The sequence below is a fragment of the Flavobacterium sp. genome (genome assembly GCF_044373165.1).
GTDB lineage: Bacteria > Bacteroidota > Bacteroidia > Flavobacteriales > Flavobacteriaceae > Flavobacterium.
In genome coordinates, this window is the sequence record NZ_JBILQL010000044.1 from 1 (window position 1) to 18,590 (window position 18,590).

20 protein-coding genes and 1 pseudogene are annotated in these 18,590 nt (G+C 37.4%); 14 read left to right on the forward strand and 7 right to left on the reverse strand.

The window, feature by feature from the left end; all coding sequences use genetic code 11:
• Positions 1–374 (reverse strand): annotated as a pseudogene (locus ACIQ32_RS07265) (cytochrome C biogenesis protein); the annotation flags it as partial.
• Between the two features lie 157 nt (positions 375–531).
• Between ACIQ32_RS07265 and ACIQ32_RS07270 the strand changes: the two are divergent.
• The 9 genes from ACIQ32_RS07270 (at position 532) to ACIQ32_RS07310 (ending at position 9,440) form a co-directional block, all read left to right on the forward strand.
• Positions 532–1,293: a Rossmann-like and DUF2520 domain-containing protein gene (locus tag ACIQ32_RS07270; protein ID WP_396195024.1), complete on the forward strand. Its 762-nt coding sequence runs from the start codon at positions 532–534 to the stop codon at positions 1,291–1,293.
• Complete coding sequence (locus tag ACIQ32_RS07275) at positions 1,277–1,804, forward strand: KdsC family phosphatase (RefSeq protein ID WP_396195025.1); 528 nt, start codon at positions 1,277–1,279, stop codon at positions 1,802–1,804. Before ACIQ32_RS07270 ends, ACIQ32_RS07275 begins: the two co-directional genes overlap by 17 nt.
• A gap of 24 nt (positions 1,805–1,828) precedes the next feature.
• On the forward strand, positions 1,829–2,764 hold the full coding sequence (locus ACIQ32_RS07280; protein WP_396195026.1) for a geranylgeranylglycerol-phosphate geranylgeranyltransferase: 936 nt from the start codon (positions 1,829–1,831) through the stop codon (positions 2,762–2,764).
• Positions 2,757–3,335, forward strand: coding sequence for a Maf-like protein (locus ACIQ32_RS07285; RefSeq protein ID WP_396195027.1), 579 nt, complete (start codon positions 2,757–2,759; stop codon positions 3,333–3,335). Before ACIQ32_RS07280 ends, ACIQ32_RS07285 begins: the two co-directional genes overlap by 8 nt.
• A 9-nt stretch (positions 3,336–3,344) precedes the next feature.
• Positions 3,345–3,875, forward strand: coding sequence for a mechanosensitive ion channel domain-containing protein (locus ACIQ32_RS07290; protein ID WP_396195028.1), 531 nt, complete (start codon positions 3,345–3,347; stop codon positions 3,873–3,875).
• A gap of 130 nt (positions 3,876–4,005) precedes the next feature.
• Positions 4,006–4,431 (forward strand): hypothetical protein, encoded by a 426-nt coding sequence (locus ACIQ32_RS07295; RefSeq protein ID WP_396195029.1) that lies wholly within the window; start codon positions 4,006–4,008, stop codon positions 4,429–4,431.
• Between the two features lie 200 nt (positions 4,432–4,631).
• Positions 4,632–5,015, forward strand: a complete 384-nt coding sequence (locus ACIQ32_RS07300) for a hypothetical protein (protein ID WP_396195030.1) — start codon at positions 4,632–4,634, stop codon at positions 5,013–5,015.
• Positions 5,016–5,109: 94 nt separating this feature from the next.
• Positions 5,110–7,608, forward strand: coding sequence for a PIG-L family deacetylase (locus tag ACIQ32_RS07305; protein WP_396195031.1), 2,499 nt, complete (start codon positions 5,110–5,112; stop codon positions 7,606–7,608).
• Between the two features lie 110 nt (positions 7,609–7,718).
• A complete protein-coding gene (locus ACIQ32_RS07310; protein WP_396195032.1) occupies positions 7,719–9,440 on the forward strand; it encodes a sodium:solute symporter in 1,722 nt (573 codons plus the stop codon).
• 51 nt (positions 9,441–9,491) lie between these two features.
• Here the strand turns inward: ACIQ32_RS07310 and ACIQ32_RS07315 are convergent, their stop codons facing one another.
• Entirely contained in the window at positions 9,492–10,346 is an 855-nt protein-coding gene (locus tag ACIQ32_RS07315) for a DUF2911 domain-containing protein (RefSeq protein ID WP_396195033.1), read from the reverse strand.
• Between the two features lie 136 nt (positions 10,347–10,482).
• On the opposite strand from ACIQ32_RS07315, the gene ACIQ32_RS07320 reads away from it, so the two are divergent.
• From ACIQ32_RS07320 to ACIQ32_RS07335, 4 genes are all read left to right on the forward strand, one after another.
• Positions 10,483–10,953 (forward strand): cell division inhibitor, encoded by a 471-nt coding sequence (locus ACIQ32_RS07320; protein WP_396195034.1) that lies wholly within the window; start codon positions 10,483–10,485, stop codon positions 10,951–10,953.
• Position 10,954: 1 nt separating this feature from the next.
• The gene (locus ACIQ32_RS07325) at positions 10,955–11,653 is read left to right on the forward strand and encodes an SDR family NAD(P)-dependent oxidoreductase (RefSeq protein ID WP_396195035.1); all 699 of its coding nucleotides are present in this window, start codon (positions 10,955–10,957) and stop codon (positions 11,651–11,653) included.
• A gap of 77 nt (positions 11,654–11,730) precedes the next feature.
• Complete coding sequence (locus tag ACIQ32_RS07330; protein ID WP_396195036.1) at positions 11,731–13,017, forward strand: cryptochrome/photolyase family protein; 1,287 nt, start codon at positions 11,731–11,733, stop codon at positions 13,015–13,017.
• Complete coding sequence (locus tag ACIQ32_RS07335) at positions 13,017–14,471, forward strand: FAD-binding domain-containing protein (protein ID WP_396195037.1); 1,455 nt, start codon at positions 13,017–13,019, stop codon at positions 14,469–14,471. The genes ACIQ32_RS07330 and ACIQ32_RS07335 overlap by 1 nt, the downstream gene beginning before the upstream one ends.
• A 2-nt stretch (positions 14,472–14,473) precedes the next feature.
• Here the strand turns inward: ACIQ32_RS07335 and ACIQ32_RS07340 are convergent, their stop codons facing one another.
• The 5 genes from ACIQ32_RS07340 to ACIQ32_RS07360 form a co-directional block, all read right to left on the reverse strand.
• Entirely contained in the window at positions 14,474–15,139 is a 666-nt protein-coding gene (locus tag ACIQ32_RS07340; RefSeq protein ID WP_396195038.1) for an HAD family hydrolase, read from the reverse strand.
• Between the two features lie 40 nt (positions 15,140–15,179).
• Positions 15,180–15,683, reverse strand: a complete 504-nt coding sequence (locus ACIQ32_RS07345; RefSeq protein ID WP_396195039.1) for a DUF1648 domain-containing protein — start codon at positions 15,681–15,683, stop codon at positions 15,180–15,182.
• Positions 15,676–16,407 carry a ThiF family adenylyltransferase gene (locus ACIQ32_RS07350; RefSeq protein WP_396195040.1) on the reverse strand — a complete coding sequence of 244 codons (732 nt, stop codon included), beginning with the start codon at positions 16,405–16,407 and terminating at the stop codon, positions 15,676–15,678. The genes ACIQ32_RS07345 and ACIQ32_RS07350 overlap by 8 nt, the downstream gene beginning before the upstream one ends.
• A gap of 86 nt (positions 16,408–16,493) precedes the next feature.
• A complete protein-coding gene (locus tag ACIQ32_RS07355; RefSeq protein ID WP_396195041.1) occupies positions 16,494–17,141 on the reverse strand; it encodes a TatD family hydrolase in 648 nt (215 codons plus the stop codon).
• Positions 17,141–17,728, reverse strand: coding sequence for a DUF1684 domain-containing protein (locus tag ACIQ32_RS07360; RefSeq protein WP_396195042.1), 588 nt, complete (start codon positions 17,726–17,728; stop codon positions 17,141–17,143). Before ACIQ32_RS07360 ends, ACIQ32_RS07355 begins: the two co-directional genes overlap by 1 nt.
• A 144-nt stretch (positions 17,729–17,872) precedes the next feature.
• Here ACIQ32_RS07360 and ACIQ32_RS07365 point away from each other — a divergent pair.
• The coding region (locus tag ACIQ32_RS07365) for an MFS transporter (protein WP_396195043.1) at positions 17,873–18,590 on the forward strand (718 nt) is incomplete at its 3' end.

Genomic DNA, 18,590 nt, shown 5'->3' on the forward strand with positions numbered 1-18,590 from the left:
ACCGTCAAATAACATTTATCGGAATAGACCTGGTTGGAAGTTTCGCTTTCACGAATTGGCATCATGCCTTCATAACTGATATAACGGGTAATAAAAGCACCGGCAATGATAAAAATAAAAGACAAATGCAGTAATAAGGTCACCCATTTTTCTTTTTTATACAATTGGTATCGTTTGATGTTGCCAATGAAATTAATCATAAAAAACAGCATGATGGCTTCAAACCACCAAGCATTGTAAATTATTATTCGAGCGGTATCGGTGTTGTATTGGCTTTCTATAAAAGTTCCGGCGGCCATTGCGGCAGCAAAAGCAATAAATAAGAAAGCCATTAAACGAGTGGAAGACAGAAAAGAGTATAGTTTTTTTTCCATGAGTTGGAATTGTGATTTTTAAAAAAGCGATACAAAAATAGCGTAAATAAATAGATATCTGATTGATAAATTTGGGGTTTTAATACATTTTTAAGACTTGTGTATTTCTTTAATTTAAAATAGAGAATCTAATGGTAATTTTCGATAATTTTGTCCCATGATTCAAGTGTCTGTCATTGGTTCGGGGAATGTTGCCCATCATTTGGTAAAAGCTTTCAGTGAAACTTCGGAAGTTGAGATAATCCAGGTATTGGCCAGGAATAAAGGCGCGTTATCGGAATTGTTATCGCCGGAACAACTAATTTCAGATTGGTCGTTATTAAAAAAAGTCGATGTAATCATTATTGCCGTGACAGACGAGGCCATAGCAACGGTTTCGAATCAAATTCCGTTCAACAATCAATTGGTTGTCCATACTTCCGGCAGTGTTGGCTTATCAACTTTAAACAAGAACAATCGTCGGGGTGTTTTTTATCCGTTGCAAACTTTCTCCAAAGCAAAAGCAGTCTATTATAAAACGGTTCCTATTTGTCTTGAAGCGGAGTTGGCAGAAGATTATCAAGTATTGCAAAATTTAGCCCAATCGATTTCACAAAACATTTACACCGTAAATTCCGAACAAAGAAAAGCCTTGCATACAGCCGCGGTTTTTGTGTCAAATTTTGTCAATCATTTGTACCAAATGGGAAATGAAATTTGCTTGAAAAACAAGCTGTCATTCGATATTTTAAAACCATTAATACAGGAAACGGCCCAAAAAATTCTAACGCTTTCTCCGGCTGAAGCACAAACCGGTCCGGCCAAAAGAAATGATACCGAAACCATCAACAAACACTTGTTGTTTTTGACCGATGAAAACCAAAAAGAAATCTATAAATTGCTAACCAAATCTATAATCGATCATGAAAAAAAGTTATAAAGAAATCATGAATCACATCACCACTTTCATCTTTGATGTGGATGGTGTTTTAACCGATAGTTCCGTTCATGTTACTCCCACCGGAGAAATGCTGAGAATTATGAACATTAGAGATGGTTTTGCCATGAAAGCGGCTGTAGAAAGCGGCTATCATGTTTGTATCATTTCGGGCGGAAGCAACGAAGGGGTTCGCATTCGATTGAAAAATTTAGGAATTACCGATATCCATTTGGCTTCGCCGGATAAAGTAGCTACTTTTAAAGAATACACCGAATTGTATAACATCAAACCGGAAGAAGTATTGTATATGGGTGATGACATTCCGGATTTTCACGTGATGCAATTAGTGGGTTTGCCAACCTGTCCGCAAGATGCCAGTCCGGAAATCAAAGCCATATCCAAATACATTTCACACAAAAACGGCGGCAAAGGTGCCGTTCGCGAAGTGATTGAACAAGTCATGAAAGCCCAAAACAAATGGCACATGTACTATAACGGAAAACACGATTAAACGCCTAAAACAGCTTTACAAAAAATGAACATCTTAAAACTTATACGATACCAAAATCTTTTGCTAATTGTTTTGTTGCAACTGGTTTTCAGATACGGTTTCTTAAAATACCAAAACATACCGCTAACTTTAACTGATTGGCAATATGGATTGTTGGTTTTAGCTACGGTGTTGATTGCGGCTGCCGGTTATATTATCAACGATATTATGGATCAGGAAACCGACTTGACCAATAAACCCAATCAAGTAATTATAGGTAAAGGTATTTCTGAAGCTACGGCCTATAATTGGTATTTCGGCCTCAATATTGCCGGTATGTTGATAGGATACTATTTGGCCGATTTTGTGAACAAAACTTCCTTCTTTGGGATTTTTATCATCAGTTCGGCACTCCTTTACTTGTACGCAAACAGTTTAAAACAAATGGCTGTTATCGGTAATATGGTGGTGGCTTTGATTTTAGCTTTATCGGTAATTGTTATCGGAATGTTTGATATCATCCCGTTGTTTCCTTATGTAGGTTTGGAGCAATCGGCTAAAATGAAAGTGATATTATCAATACTTTTAGATTATGCCGTGTTTGCCTTTATCATAAATTTTATCCGAGAAATAGTTAAAGACGCCCAAGACATAGAAGGTGATAACTTAGAAGGAATGAGGACTTTACCGGTAATCATCGGAATAACCAAAACCACTAAAGTTGTTTTTACCATTGGATTGTTAGCAGTGTTATTATTGCTTTGGTACATCAACGATAATTTAATGGAAAACCAACTTTATCCCACCGTAGTCTATAGCCTCATTACCGTAGTTGGCCCAATGGTTTTCTTTTTGATTAAAATATGGAATGCTAAGGAAAAAAAAGATTTTCAATTGCTGAGTAAAGTGTTGAAATACATCATCTTTTTCGGAATTATGTCTATTTTAGTCCTTACTTACAATATTAAATTAAATGGATAATAACCGTTGTGCCTATAAGATTATTTTAGCTTCGGGTTCGCCTCGTAGGCAACAGTTTTTGAAGGACTTGGATTTAGACTTCGAAATCAGATTGAAAGAAGTGGAAGAAATTTATCCTGATCACCTTCAAGGGGTTGAGATAACCAACTTTTTAGCCAAACTCAAAGCCAATGCTTTTGAAGGTACATTGGCTGATAATGAAATCCTAATCACAAGCGACACTATTGTTTGGTTTGAAAATAAAGCTTTGGGAAAACCCAAAGACTATAATGACGCTTTTACAATGCTCAAAGCCATGTCGGGCAAAACCCATGAGGTAATTACTTCGGTTTGCTTCAAAACCCAACAAAAAACCGATACGCTTTTTGAAGTGACTAAAGTTACTTTCAACAAACTTACCGAAGATGTAATTCGCTACTATTTGGATCATTACAAACCTTTTGATAAAGCCGGAGCCTACGGAATTCAGGAATGGATTGGACTAATAGGCATTGCCAAAATTGAAGGTTCTTACACCAATGTTGTTGGTTTACCAACAGACAAAGTTTACGAGTATTTAACAAACTTATAGCTCAAGCTTATGCGTTTTTTTGAATTGTACACTAAAGAATTGTTTGCCACCGGTTTGGTTGTCGTAACTATAATTTTATTACGCGTTATAGTTACCAAAGCCGTCAAAAGGTATTCAAAATCCCATACCGGAATTGAAAAAAGAACCAATTTGGTTATAAAGTATATTCATTTGCTGATTAATATTTTGGCGATTATTTCCCTGATTGTCATTTGGGGTGTTCAAAAAAACGACATCATGATTACACTTTCCTCCATTGCTACTGTGGTTGGTGTTGCCATGTTTGCCCAATGGTCTATTTTAAGCAACATTACATCGGGTGTAATTCTTTTCTTTTCGTTTCCGTTTAAAATTGGAGATATCATCAAAGTACATGACAAAGACTTTCCTTTCGAAGGTGAAATCATCGATATCAATGCCTTTCACACCGATTTGATATCCAAAGACGGTGAACATTTGGTTTATCCCAATAACCTTTTACTCCAAAAAGGAATTTCCATAATAAAACCAAAATACGAAGACCAAGAGTTTACTGATTAGGGATTTCTAAATTAATTCCGGAGATTAATGTTAATCTTTTGGTAAACTTTACTTTAAGCACATTGCTTAGCATTGTTTTTAGGTTAGCTTGTAACTAATTAGTAATTTAATCTTATCGATTATGAAAACAATGAAATTAGTACTGCTTAACATTATGTTGGCAATTGCATGGAACACTGAGGCTCAAGTATCGGTAAATGTAAATGTTGGTAAGCCTCCGGCTTGGGCGCGGAATGCACCGGCTGAAGTGCATTACTACTACCTGCCTGATATACAAGTGTATTATGATGTACCCGCTAGAAGGTATATTTATTTGAGAAACGGCAAATGGTTTAGATCCGCTGCTTTACCGGCTCATTACAGAAGTTACGACTTATACAGAGGAAAAACTATTTATTTAACCAATTACAATGGAAATCGCCCCTACTCTTACTTTAAAACCCACAAAGTAAAATACAAAGGCAACGGAAACTGGAAAAGAAATAGCAACAACGGTCAAGGAAAATTTAAAAACCATCCCGGAAAAGGCCACGGAAACGGTAAAGGAAAAGACTAAACAATACTTAAGGCGAGATTTAAACTTCGCCTTTTTTTTATAAAGTTTTAATTATCAATCATTTAAAATAATAAAATTCTTATTTAACAGACTTTTAAGTGTATTTCATCGATAAAATTTTCTTTTAAAAGATAATTATTGTATACCTTTGTGACAAATTGTTGATAACTGTTTTTTGTTAACCCCAAATTTACAAAATCATGAAGACGCTTAAAATACTATTATTAGTGTTGGGTTTACTTCTGACTACCCAAACTTTCGCTCAGAATACTCCTTTAAAAAAGGAGAGTTTGCCAATTGACAAAAAAACAAATTGTTACATTCGTTACCACTACTTCCCTAACCTGCAAGCTTATTTTGATAATCTGCAAATGGTTTACTATTTTAAAGACAAAGGTGAATGGAAAACCGCAACCGAATTGCCCGTAAATTATGGTGGTTATTCACTTTACAACAAAGCTCGTGTCGTTATTGATGATTATGATGATGATAGACCATACGATAATTTGAGTGTCCACAAAAAGAAATTTCCTTACAACTCTAAAGGTCGATTCGCCAATAACACTACAGAATCTTCGGATTAAGTTGTAGTGTTCTTCTTTTGTTAAAAACTAATTAAATAAAACGCTGTCTTTTATTTAATGTTTATATTTGAAGCTATTGCCATAATGACAACCAATGCAAAAGCTTTACACTCTATTATTCACATCTTTTCTTTTCGTAACCCAGTCTGTTTGGGCGCAACAACCTACAAAACCTACTTCGGTTGAGATTTACCATCAAATACAAAAATTAAACTTTTTAGCTTCTGTCCTTTACATCGCTGCGCATCCCGATGATGAAAATACACGGTTGATTTCCTACTTATCCAATGATAAAAAAGCCAGAACGGCCTATCTCTCGCTCACTCGTGGTGATGGAGGTCAAAACCTAATCGGCCCGGAATTAAGAGAGTTGTTAGGAGTAATCCGAACGCAAGAACTCATTGAAGCCAGAAAAATTGATGGCGGAGAACAATTTTTTACCCGTGCCAACGATTTTGGATTTTCCAAAAACCCGACCGAAACACTCCAAATTTGGGATAAAAATCAAGTCCTCAGTGATGTGGTTTGGGCTATCAGAAAGTTCCAACCCGATATCATTATCAACCGTTTCGATCATCGATCACCGGGAACAACTCACGGTCATCACACCGCTTCAGCCATGTTAAGTTTAGAAGCTTATGATTTGGCTAATAAGGCCAATCAATTTCCGGAACAACTGCAATACGCATCCACTTGGCAACCCAAAAGAGTGTTTTTCAATACATCGTGGTGGTTTTACGGCAGTCGTGAAAAATTTGAAGCAGCAGACAAAACCAATTTGGTGAATTTGAAAATCGGAACTTATTACCAAACGATGGGTAAGTCCAATCAGGAAATTGCTGCTTTGAGCAGAAGTCGACACCAATCACAAGGTTTTGGTTCAACAGGAACTCGTGGTGAAGAAGACGAATACTTAGAATTTTTAAAAGGCGAAATGCCAAAAGACAAAACCAATTTATTTGAAGGTATAGACACCACATGGAATCGCCTCAAAGGAGGAAAAGCCATTGGAGATATTTTATACGCGGTAGAAAAAAACTTCGATTTCAAAAATCCGGCAGCCAGTGTTGCAGATTTGGTAAAGGCTTACAACTTAATTCAAGAATTGGAAGACCAACATTGGAAATCGGTCAAATCAGAAGAAATCAAAAAAATTATTGCGGCATGTACCGGCTTGTATTTGGAAGCCGTAGCTGAGGTACAAGAAATTACTCCGGGAAGTACTTTAAAAGTGAAATGGGAAGCCATCAATCGCAGTGCAGTGGCCATGAGTTTGAATGCAGTACAATCGTCTCCAAGCACTATGACCACTCAGGAAATTACAGTTTTGTCCAATAATAAAATGATTTCAAAAACCGGGGAAATTGAACTTCCCGGCGACGTAGATTACACCAATCCTTATTGGTTAAACCAAGCCGGAACGAATGGCATGTATAGGGTTGATCAACAAGAAAAAATCGGCCTTCCCGATGTAATGCGACAAATAAAATTATCTTTCAATATAGGGATCAACAATGTTACCATTCCTTACGAACGGAATGTTATTTACAAATACAACGATGATGTTAAAGGTGAAGTGTATCAGCCATTAGATATTGTTCCGATAGCTACTTCTGCTATAGCGGAGAAAGTATATATTTTTAACAACGACCGAAGCAAAACCGTAACCGTTAAAATCAAAGCCGGAAAAGACAACGTTAACGGCAATACTAAATTAGAAGTACCGCAAAACTGGAAAGTAACCCCGACTGAAATTCCGTTTACCATCGATAAAAAAGGACAAGAAGTTTTAGCGGTTTTCAACGTTACACCTTCCTCTGACGCTTCTGAAATCAGCATTAAAAGTGTGGTGACTGTCAACAATCAAACCTTCGACAAAGAAAAAATCGACATCAATTACTCACACATCTACAAACAGCTGGTTTTAAAAACGGCCGAAGCCAAAGCCATTCGCTTGAAAATCAAAACCAAAAACGAAAAAATCGCTTACATCATGGGCGCCGGCGATGAAGTACCGAAAAGCTTAACACAAATGGGCTATGAAGTTACAATACTGAAACCTGAAGAAATTACCACTGAGCGATTGAACAATTTTGATGTAGTGATGACGGGAATCCGTGCCTATAATGTGGTTAATGCTTTGGCATACAAACAGCGTTTGCTTTTAGATTTTGTGCAAAACGGCAAAACCATGATTGTACAATACAATACTTTGGACGATTTGGTGACCAAAGACCTATCGCCTTTCCCGCTGAAAATTTCCCGTGACAGAGTGACCGAAGAAAATGCTGAAGTGCGATTTTTAGCGCCCAATCATCCCGTGCTTAATTATCCGAATAAAATAACCGCTGACGACTTCAAGGGTTGGAAACAAGAACAAGGTTTGTATTATCCAAGCGAATGGGATGCCAACTACACGCCTATACTTTCGGCCAATGACCAAGGAGAAAAACCTAAAAACGGCGCCTTATTGGTGGCCAAATACGGCAAAGGAAATTACGTTTATACCGGACTGAGTTTTTTTAGAGAGTTGCCCGAAGGTGTATCCGGTGCCTTTCGATTGTTAGCCAACATCATAGCTTTAGGAAAATAATATGGAAACAGAAAATAAAGACCGCTGGAAAAACAGTTACACTTGGGTTTTGGTAGCCAATGCCATTTACATTTTAATCTTTTTTTTACTAATGCAATTATTTTACTAAGATGCAAAAGCTCGATTGGATAGTTTTATCGGTAACCTTATTATTTATTGTGATTTATGGTGTTTACAAAACCAAAGGCAGTAAAAATGTAGAAGATTATATTTTGGGCAACAAAGAAACGCCTTGGTGGACCGTCGGATTATCAGTCATGGCAACCCAAGCCAGTGCCATCACGTTTCTCTCTACTCCCGGACAAGCGTATCATGACGGAATGGGATTTGTGCAGTTCTATTTCGGATTGCCTATCGCTATGGTGGTGATTTCAATGACGTTTATTCCAATTTATCACCGACTTAAAGTTTTTACCGCTTACGAATATCTCGAGCAACGCTTCGATCTTAAAACCCGCTCATTTACTGCTGTCTTATTTTTAATCCAAAGAGGTTTAGGAACTGGTTTAACCATTTATGCACCTTCCATCATTTTGTCATCTATTTTGGGTTGGAATCTCACACTACTCAACATCATCATCGGAATTTTGGTCATCATTTACACCTTCGCAGGCGGAACCAAAGCGGTAAACGTTACGCAGAAACAACAGATGTTTATCATCATGAGCGGTATGTTTATCACCTTCTTTTTGATTTTGCATTTATTGCCTAACGACATGACTTTTTCCAATGCGATGCACATTGCCGGTGCCAACGATAAAATGAATATCCTCGATTTTTCTATCGACCCTGAAAATCGTTATACTTTTTGGAGTGGTATTACCGGTGGTTTCTTTTTGATGTTGTCGTATTTCGGCACCGATCAATCTCAAGTTGGGCGCTACTTATCCGGTAAATCAGACCGAGAAAGTCAGATGGGATTAATCATGAACGGCTTTTTAAAAGTACCGATGCAGTTTTTTATTCTTTTAACCGGAGTGATGGTTTTTGTGTTTTTTCAGTTTAATCCGGTGCCGTTGCATTTTAATCCAATTAACAAAGATGCCGTAGAAAAATCAATTTATGCTGAAGAATACAACGCTTTGGAAAAACAACTGACTCAATTGTCGGAAGAGAAAAAAGAATTTAACCTGCTGTATATAGATCACCTAAATCAAAATTACGACAATCCGATATTGAGAAACAAATTGATTTCATTATCGGCTAAAGAAAAAGATTTGCACGAACAAGCCAAAGAAATCATTGCCAAAGTGGATAATAAAGCCGAGACAAACGATAAGGATTATGTGTTTATCTATTTTATTCTAAACTACCTGCCTTCCGGTTTAATTGGATTGTTATTGGCTGTAATTTTATCTGCTGCTATGTCCTCTTCTGCTTCCGGATTAACCGCTTTAGCTTCGACCACAGCTATTGACATTTATAAGCGAAATATCAAAACTGAAAAGTCTGAAAAACACTTTGTGGATGCCACCAGATATTTTACACTACTTTGGGGAGTTATTGCTATTCTATTTGCTTGTGTCGGAACTTTATTTGAAAATCTAATACAGCTGGTTAACATAGTTGGCTCCATCTTTTATGGAACTGTTTTGGGGGTTTTCTTGGTTGGTTTTTACATCAAATACGTTAAAGCCAATGCCATTTTTTACGGTGCAGTTATCAGTCAAACCACCATCTTTTTCATCTATTATTATACTATTCACATTTATCCAACCGGTCAGGAAAAATTGGGTTATTTGTGGCTTAACTTTATAGGGGCTTCGCTCACCATCGTCATTTCAATATTATTACAAACCTTGGCCAAAGGAAAACAAAAAATCACAGCATAAAAAAACCACGAATTGTAATAATTCGTGGTTTGTTATATAAGTTTGGCAAAATTATTTTTTACCCCATTCTTTGATGCTGTCGTTATTCATCTTAACATAATCCGAATTGTTGGCTTTTTCAGCTCCGGCTAATGATAATTTGGCAGTTTCAATAGCTCCCGATTTATTACCCATTTTAGCTTGGATTAACGATTTCAATCTTAAGTGCCAAAACGGAACTTCTTCCGGTGACTTAGCCATAGATACTGCTTTATTTACATACTCTAAAGCTTTGTTCAAGTCGCCTTCTGATTGGTATAAATATTGAGCCGATGAAAAATAGTCACCTGCAGTCGGACCGGCTAAAACTTTATTAATGCTGGCCATAGCAGCTTTTTGGGTTGGCACTTCAAACTTCACTGAAATCATAGTTTTTTCCCATGAAATATCTAAAGTTGCGCTATCGTTGGTTAAGTTGTTAATGGCTATGGTAAAAGTTTCAACATTGTTGCCTAATGCAATCGGATCTACATTTGTTTTGTAAGCAACTTTATTTTCATCCCAATTCTCAGGAGTTCCCCAATTATCAGTATCTGTATAGAATATTACTTCCCACATGTCTGCCTTAGGTGTAGTAAAAATAGCGTACTTCCCTTTTTTTAATGTTGCTCCTTTGATTACTACATCTTCACTAAAAGTAACCATTGAATTTTGATTGGCTCCGGTTCTCCAAAGTCTGCCAAACGGCACTAAATCGCCAAAAACCGGTCTGCCTTTAGCACTTGGTCTGGAGTATTCGACAGTAACATCTGTCAATCCAACTACCTGATTTAAAGTGGATTTAGGACTCGGTTGTGGTGTTTTAACTTGGGCTTCAATAGTGAAGTTGGCTATCAATACAACCAACGCTAAAATAATTTTTCTCATGATGTTTTATTTTGTTTGTTCAAAATTACAAATTGTAAGCCTTTCAAATGTTAATTAAAACTTAAATGAAATCATTTTTGTTTAATGTTTTGCGTTTACTATTAAACAATTTGTATTTTTACCAAAAATATTTTCTATGAAAATTTACACTTTACATACCAAACAAAATCTGCCTATCACTTTAGAGGAAGCTTGGTCATTTTTATCTGATCCTAAAAACTTAAAAACCATTACTCCACATTATATGGGTTTTAAAACGCTTTCGGGTGATGACAGGCCAATGTTTCCCGGTCAAATTATCCAATATATAGTAACGCCTGTTTTGGGTATTCCGATGAAATGGGTGACCGAAATTACACATGTAGTTGACAAACAATATTTTGTAGATGAACAACGTTTCGGACCTTACGCCTTGTGGCATCACAAACATTTTTTGAAAGCAATCCCCGGTGGTGTGGAAATGGAAGATATAGTAGATTACAAAGTCCCAATGGGTATATTAGGTCAATTGGTGCATCCCTTTTTGGTCAAACCAAAACTGAAAGAAATATTCGATTATCGTCATAAAAAATTAACTGAATTATTTGGGGAATACAAAGTACAATAACATGAAAAACATACTTTTAATTGGCGGTTCTTACGGGATAGGATTAGCCATCGCTAAAGAATTACAATATGAAAACAAAGTCTACATTGCTTCTAGATCCAATGAGGCGATTTCCGACATGAACATCACGCACATTCCTTTTGATGCCACATCAGACACTTTGGATGTATCACTTTTGCCGAATGTTTTAGACGGATTTGTGTATTGTCCGGGCAGTATCAACTTAAGACCGTTTCGAGGTTTAAAACCTGAAGCATTTGAAAGTGATTTGCAAATCAATTTCATTAGTATGATTAAAGTGTTACAAAGTGTGTTACCCAATCTGTCAGCTTCAAACCAATCGAGTATTGTTTTATTCAGTTCGGTAGCGGCCGGAATGGGAATGCCTTTTCATACCAGTGTAGCAGCGTCCAAAGGTGCTATTGAAGGCTTTGCTAAAGCCTTAGCAGCCGAATATGCTCCAAAAATCAGAGTCAACGTTATTGCTCCTTCTTTAACCGATACACCGTTGGCTGAAAAATTCTTGAGCAACGAAGAGAAAAAAGAAAAATCAGCACAACGCCATCCACTCAAAAGAGTAGGCACTTCCGAAGACATGGCCAAAACCGCAAGATTCCTACTCAGTGAGGACAGTTCATGGGTTTCCGGACAAGTGTTTCATGTAGATGGTGGCATGTCGACTTTGTTGGTCAACAATTAAAGTTTAGCGTTTTTCAATATTGTTTGAGGTTGTTTGATCAAATCGACTACCTTAAACCTATAAACAAAATTAAACTAATGAACATATTCTGGTTTAGACGCGATTTGCGATTAGAGGATAATACCGGACTTTATCATGCGCTGCAAAGTGATGATGAGGTTTTGCCGGTTTTTATCTTTGATGAAAATATATTGTCGCAATTGCCGAAAGACGATGCGCGAGTGACTTTTATTCATGATCAGCTCAATAAGATTCAAAATCAGTTGAAGAAACTCGGAAAATCATTAGCGGTTTTTTACGGCGATCCTTTTGAAGTTTACAATAGGATATTAGCCGAAAACAACATCAAAACAGTCTACACCAATCACGATTATGAACCCTATGCCAGAAAACGCGACTTAGAACTGTTTCAACTTTTTAAAGAATACAATGTTGTATTCAAAACCAGCAAAGACCAAGTCATTTTTGAAAAAAGCGAGGTGGTTAAAGACGATGGTACGCCTTATGTAGTGTATACGCCTTATGCTAATAAATGGAAAGAAAACTTTAAAAAAATCGCTTTAACCCAATACGATTCTGAGGCTCACATAAACAAAATTGCCCTTCACTCCTATCCTTTTTTGAGTCTGAAAGACATTGGATTCAAACGCTCAGATATTCAGGTAACTCCTTTTGATGTGTCCGATACATTGATTGATAATTACGAAGCTACCCGAAACTTTCCGGCCATGAACAAAACGTCATACCTCGGAATCTATTTGCGTTTCGGAGCCGTTTCGATTCGAAAAATGGTTGCCAAAGCATTGGAAAGCCGTAACGAAACTTTTCTCAAAGAACTGATTTGGCGTGAGTTTTTTATGCAAATCCTATGGCATTTTCCACATACCGTTAACAAAAGTTTCAAATCCAAATACGACGAGATTCAATGGGATAACAATGAGCTTTTATTCCAACAATGGTGCGAAGGAAAAACCGGTTATCCTTTTGTAGATGCCGGAATGCGAGAGCTCAACACCACCGGACACATGCACAATCGGGTTCGAATGATAGTCGCGAGTTTCTTGTGCAAACACTTGCTTATTGATTGGCGTTGGGGCGAAGCTTATTTTGCCCAAAAACTATTGGATTACGAACAAGCCAGTAACGTTGGGAATTGGCAATGGGCGGCCGGAAGTGGTGTAGATGCTGCACCGTATTTCAGAATATTCAATCCAACCGAACAAATCAAGAAGTTTGACAAAGATTTGGTTTACATTAAAAAATGGATACCTGAGATCAATTCGTTAGACTATCCGCAACCCATAGTTGACCACAAAGCGGCACGTGAAAAATGTTTGACTGTGTATAAAGAAGCTGTCGGCTGATGAACATCGTATGGTTTAAAAGAGATTTGCGTTTGCACGATAACGAAGCACTAAACCGTGCCTTAGAAGCTTCGGGCAGAGTATTATTACTCTATATACTAGAACCATCACTGCAAAACGATCCGCATTACAGCCAAAGGCATTTCGATTTTATCAAACAATCATTGGAAGAATTGCAATCTGAACTACTGCCATACCACACCCAAATTCTAATTGTGGAAGAAGAAGCGGTTACCGTTTTTAATAAATTAATCGAACTTATTCCCATTCGAGGGATTTACACTCATCAGGAAACCGGCATTAAAGCTACTTACGATCGCGATTTAGCTGTTGCTGAAATATTAAAAGAACACGGTATTCCTTGGCTTGAATTCATCACTAACGGAGTAATTCGTGGTTTACAAAATCGCAAACACTGGAAAGAAGATTGGTACGATTTTATGGAAAAATCCTGCTTTCCGTTTAAAGCTGACAACAGAAGTTTTATCAAATACCGAGAGTTAGAAGAAATTGAAAATTATTTTGCTATACAGAATTTAAAAACCGAAAAAAACACGTTATTTCAAAAAGGCGGAACCAAAACAGCCTTGCGTTACTTGAATTCATTTGTAGAAGAGCGAGTAGAAAATTACAGTCGGCATATCTCCAAACCTGAAGCAGCTCGAAAAGGTTGTAGTCGGCTTTCACCTTATATAGCTTGGGGAAACTTATCCGTTCGTCAGGTTTACCAAGCTTCCCTTCTCAAAGCGAAAACCGGAAAATACAAACGTCAGATGGCCAATTTTATGTCTCGTTTGCGTTGGCAAGCGCATTTTATACAGAAGTTTGAAATGGAATGCGACATGGAATTTGTTGCAGTTAACAAAGGGTATCGACAACTTCAGCAAACCGTCCGAGAGGATTGGCATATCGCTTGGACAACAGGAAAAACCGGTGTTCCTATTGTAGATGCTTGCATGCGCTGCCTGAACACTAACGGTTATTTGAATTTCAGAATGAGGGCTTTGGTGGTTTCTTTTTATACCCATCATTTGTTTCAGCCTTGGCAAAATTGCAGTCCGCATTTAGCGCGTCAGTTTCTCGATTTCGAACCCGGTATACATTATCCGCAAATTCAAATGCAGGCCGGAGTAACCGGAATCAATACATTGCGTGTTTACAATCCGGTTAAAAATTCTTTGGAACACGATTCGGAAGGAGAATTTATCAAAAAATGGGTACCCGAATTGGCTTCTTTACCTATTCTATTTGTACATGAACCTTGGAAATTAACCCCAATTGAGCAGGTTTTTCACGATTTTATGCCGGGCAAAAATTATCCGTTGCCTATAGTTAACTTGGAAGAAGCTCGAAAAAAATCATCCGATTTCTTTTGGGGCATGCGGAAAGACACTGCCGTAAAAATTGATAGTAAGCGTGTTTTAGAAAAACACACTTTGCCGGATAGAGAATAAGTTTATTTTACGGGTTTAATCTTTTTGATATAGTCGAAATTCAATTCATTGAAATGTTTGATGATTACATCGGCTTTTGAATAATCCTGCATTTTCGAGTGAAAACTGTCGTAACCTATACAATAAATTCCGGCTGCTTTGGCTGCTAAAATTCCGTTAGTACTGTCTTCTATAACGATGCAACTTTCAACAGGTGTTTGCGCTAAAAAAGCAGCGTGTTGAAAAATAGCCGGATGTGGTTTCGACTTCGGAAAATCTTCACCTGAAACAATGTGAGTAAAATAGCGGTGTAATCCAAATCGATTGAAAATTCTGTTAATTGTAACGGTGGCCGATGAGGATGCTAAAACCAACTGCATGCCATTGCGGTGCAAGTCTTTGATTAAATCTTCAACGCCATCTAATAAATACAAATCCTCTTTGTGATCAAAAGCCTCGTTGAAAAGTTCGCGTTTGGTTTGTACCAATGTTTGCACATCCTCTTGTAAATTAAATTCGGCTTTCAATCGCTCAAAAATATTTTTGGTTGAATTTCCGGTGAAAGAAGCATACATTTCGGGTGTAATGCTTATCCCCAATTGCTTAAAATGTTGGTTGTAGGCAAAATGATGTACCGGTTCGGTATCTACAATTACGCCATCCATGTCGAAGATTACGGTTTGTATCATGATAAGGTGCTAAGGTACTGTGGTTTTGGGCTAAACAAGATCAGGCGTTTTTAGACAATTGTATTAAAAAATAAAAGAGTGGACCAAAAAGCATTACAAACAACAAAAGTAAAAACCATTTCCCCAAAACATCCGGCCATGATAAAGCTATTTGAACAGTTTTGTAATCTAACAACCAAAAAATGAGCAGTACAAACACTTTCAAAACACGAATCATTCGAGTCATTATGCGGTATTGCACTTCGGCATTCTCTGCTGTAATCGTTACGGAATAATTCATTTTATGCGGAAAACGACTAAAAAAGGTCAACATCAAATACAAAACCGTTGACACTATGGGTAATCCTAAAATAGCCGTTTTAGGGCCAAAACCATCGGGTTCACCACCACCGCCAAAATGTGTGGGAATGGTTTCGGGCAAAATTGGAAAATAGTAAATTGTAAAAATCCAAAAACCTAGCAGTATAAGCAGTCCAAGTACTTCAACACTTTGGTCAAAAAAAGTCAAGGGCAACTTTAAAGTAGGTCTTTCTGAGCTAGTCATTTTTAGGCTCTTTTTTCAGCAAATATTTCACAACTGTCTCGGCAGCATGCAACCCAAACAAGCATGGCATCCAACTATTAGTACCGTAAAACGATTTTTTAAAATTGGTTCCGTCGGTCATTTTAACACTGCTTTCGTCGGGTCTTTCATAAGAATACACCACTTTTACGCCACTCGAAATGCCTTCTTTTTTGAGTCGCTTGCGAACTACTTTGGCTAATGGACAATAATCGGTTTTGCGAATATCGGTTACTTTGACTTTGGACGCTTCATATTTTCCGCCTGCGCCCATGTTGCTGATTACTTTTACGCCTTTTCTTTTGGCTGCCATAATCAAATTCAGTTTCGGAGTTACACTGTCAATGCAATCAAGTACATAATCAAAATCGGAGGTAACAATTTCTTTAGCCCTTTCGGGAGACAAAAATTCTTGTACAGGAGTTAAATTCAACTCGGGATTGATATCCAACAAACGAGTAGCCATCAAGGTTACTTTGGGCAAACCAACTGTAGAATGCAAGGCCGGCAATTGTCGATTGATGTTCGTAATATCTACCACATCACCATCTACTATAGTCATATTGCCTACTCCGGCACGGGCCAAAAACTCAGCCGCAAACGAACCTACGCCACCCAATCCAACAACCAATACATTGGCATTTTTTAAACGATTTAATCCTTCTTCTTTAAATAATAGTTCAGCTCTTTCTTGCCACTTTGCCATTGTAATACAGAATTGCGATTTTAACGGGGCAAAAATAAGGAAAAATCAGGACTGAATAAATCAGAAATGCTCATGAAAAATTAGAACTATTTCTTGAAAACTTTACTCCAATTATTTTCCACTAAGATTTTCAATTCGGATAGCTTTAGATTTTTGACAATTGATGCTTTTTCATACACTTCCCTCAGGGTTTCTTCGATGGTATCGGTTTCCAAAAAAAATCTATCATTTGGAACCGATTGAAAGACTGAAGCCAAATCGGGATTGCGCAACAAATATTTGCCAAAAGACAAATAAAATCCACAATCCAACAACTGTTTGGCGGTTTGTTCGTTTTTAGAAAAGCCATGTAAAATAACCGGCACAGAAATATTGCGTTTTTTATGAATGGCGATTAACTCTTGGTAAGCCGCCACCAAATGCAACACTAGAGGTTTTTGATACTTTTCGGCTAGAGTGATTTGTTTTTCAAAAACTTCCGTTTGTAAAGCCATCGGAATTTCGATTCGCTTGTCTAAACCACATTCTCCAAGCGCTAAACATTCGGGCAATGGCAACTTTTCTTCAATCATTTTCAAATCGCTCGCCAACCGGCTTTCCTCTATGTACCATGGATGAATACCAATGGAAAAATGCGGAATGCCTGCCACAAATTCCCACGGGTATTGGTTGACTAATTCAATTGTATTGGCGTCGTTAGTATACTTGTGAGTATGTAAATTGTATAAAGACATCAATCGTGGAATTTTTTAACGCCGGCCAAAATTTCAATGTCTAAGTCATTTTCCAAAGGGACAATCGGACACGAATACTTATAATTATAAGCGCAATACGGGTTGTAAGCCTTATTGAAATCGATGATTACCGTTTTGGTTTTAGGAATGCGCATATCAATATAACGACCACCTATATAGCTTTCTTTACCACAAGTCAAATCGGAAAAAGGCAAAAACAAATAATCTTCATAGCCGTCCTTTTTACTCAACTCAATATTCTGATATAAATTGAGTTTGAATTCTTTTCCGTCAATCTGGAATAACAGCTCACCGTATTTCTTGTATTCAGGCAACCTTGTGGTAGACGTTTTCATTTTAAACACTTTCTCTTTAGGCGTTCTCACAAACTTGGCTTCTACTATAAACGTGTCACTAATCGGATAAAAATCGAGCGCTTTAAACCCTTTGAAATCTTCATCAGTAAGCGGACTTTCCTCTCGGGTAGCAAATTCCCTATTAAGGTTGTCTTGAAATTCTTGGGCTGTTTCTTGTGACATCAATAAAGAAAATTGAAAGAATACGAAAAGGAAAACTAATTTTTTCATGGTCACTTTTTAACAAAAATAGCACAAAAAATGTTGGCAAACTCAAAAACTTACTTACGCTTAAACGATGGAACTTTGTAACTTTACCAGCTCACCCGAGGCATTGCCGACTTGGTTGGAGCGCAGCGGAGAAAATCAATCCACATGATCAAAACTGCTTTCCAACGCTATATCGATAACTTCAAAGGTTTTTCCAGAGAGATTTGGATTTTAACCTTGATTACTTTTATCAATCGAGCCGGAACAATGGTACTGCCATTTTTGTCTAAATATTTAAAAGAAGATTTAGGATTCAGTTACGGACAAGTCGGATGGATTATGGTTTGTTTCGGTATCGGTTCCATGCTTGGTTCATGGTTGGGCGGAAAACTCTCGGATAAAATCGGCTTTTATAAAATCATGATTTTCAGCTTACTCACTAGTGGTTTACTGTTTTTCGTGATTCAGTTCATTACCAGTTTTATCGGACTTTGCCTCAGTATGTTTTTAATTATGACGGTAGCTGATATGTACCGACCGGCGATGTTTGTTTCCATTGGCGCTTATGCCAAACCCGAAAACAGAACCCGAGCGTTGACCTTAGTTCGTTTGGCTATTAACTTGGGCTTTGCGGCCGGACCGGCTTTAGGTGGATTGATTATAATGAATATTGGCTACAACGGACTGTTTTGGGCAGACGGGATTACTTGTATTGTAGCCATTCTTATCTTTTGGGTCAAAGTAAAAGAAAAGAAAAAATCGGCTTTCACCGACAAAGAGCATCCGGGAGAAATATTAACGCACTCGGTTTTTAAAGACAAACCTTTTTGGCTGTTTTTGTTTACTTGCTTGGTTTCCGGTATCTTGTTTTTTCAAGTCTTTA

Excerpts from the sequence above, each read along its gene's own strand:
- ACIQ32_RS07270 (WP_396195024.1), top strand. The coding sequence starts at position 532 with ATGATTCAAGTGTCTGTCATTGGTTCGGGGAATGTTGCCCATCATTTG.
- ACIQ32_RS07275 (WP_396195025.1), top strand. The coding sequence starts at position 1,277 with ATGAAAAAAAGTTATAAAGAAATCATGAATCACATCACCACTTTCATC.
- ACIQ32_RS07280 (WP_396195026.1), top strand. The coding sequence starts at position 1,829 with ATGAACATCTTAAAACTTATACGATACCAAAATCTTTTGCTAATTGTT.
- ACIQ32_RS07285 (WP_396195027.1), top strand. The coding sequence starts at position 2,757 with ATGGATAATAACCGTTGTGCCTATAAGATTATTTTAGCTTCGGGTTCG.
- ACIQ32_RS07290 (WP_396195028.1), top strand. The coding sequence starts at position 3,345 with ATGCGTTTTTTTGAATTGTACACTAAAGAATTGTTTGCCACCGGTTTG.
- ACIQ32_RS07295 (WP_396195029.1), top strand. The coding sequence starts at position 4,006 with ATGAAATTAGTACTGCTTAACATTATGTTGGCAATTGCATGGAACACT.
- ACIQ32_RS07300 (WP_396195030.1), top strand. The coding sequence starts at position 4,632 with ATGAAGACGCTTAAAATACTATTATTAGTGTTGGGTTTACTTCTGACT.
- ACIQ32_RS07305 (WP_396195031.1), top strand. The coding sequence starts at position 5,110 with ATGCAAAAGCTTTACACTCTATTATTCACATCTTTTCTTTTCGTAACC.
- ACIQ32_RS07310 (WP_396195032.1), top strand. The coding sequence starts at position 7,719 with ATGCAAAAGCTCGATTGGATAGTTTTATCGGTAACCTTATTATTTATT.
- ACIQ32_RS07315 (WP_396195033.1), bottom strand. The coding sequence starts at position 10,346 with ATGAGAAAAATTATTTTAGCGTTGGTTGTATTGATAGCCAACTTCACT.
- ACIQ32_RS07320 (WP_396195034.1), top strand. The coding sequence starts at position 10,483 with ATGAAAATTTACACTTTACATACCAAACAAAATCTGCCTATCACTTTA.
- ACIQ32_RS07325 (WP_396195035.1), top strand. The coding sequence starts at position 10,955 with ATGAAAAACATACTTTTAATTGGCGGTTCTTACGGGATAGGATTAGCC.
- ACIQ32_RS07330 (WP_396195036.1), top strand. The coding sequence starts at position 11,731 with ATGAACATATTCTGGTTTAGACGCGATTTGCGATTAGAGGATAATACC.
- ACIQ32_RS07335 (WP_396195037.1), top strand. The coding sequence starts at position 13,017 with ATGAACATCGTATGGTTTAAAAGAGATTTGCGTTTGCACGATAACGAA.
- ACIQ32_RS07340 (WP_396195038.1), bottom strand. The coding sequence starts at position 15,139 with ATGATACAAACCGTAATCTTCGACATGGATGGCGTAATTGTAGATACC.
- ACIQ32_RS07345 (WP_396195039.1), bottom strand. The coding sequence starts at position 15,683 with ATGACTAGCTCAGAAAGACCTACTTTAAAGTTGCCCTTGACTTTTTTT.
- ACIQ32_RS07350 (WP_396195040.1), bottom strand. The coding sequence starts at position 16,407 with ATGGCAAAGTGGCAAGAAAGAGCTGAACTATTATTTAAAGAAGAAGGA.
- ACIQ32_RS07355 (WP_396195041.1), bottom strand. The coding sequence starts at position 17,141 with ATGTCTTTATACAATTTACATACTCACAAGTATACTAACGACGCCAAT.
- ACIQ32_RS07360 (WP_396195042.1), bottom strand. The coding sequence starts at position 17,728 with ATGAAAAAATTAGTTTTCCTTTTCGTATTCTTTCAATTTTCTTTATTG.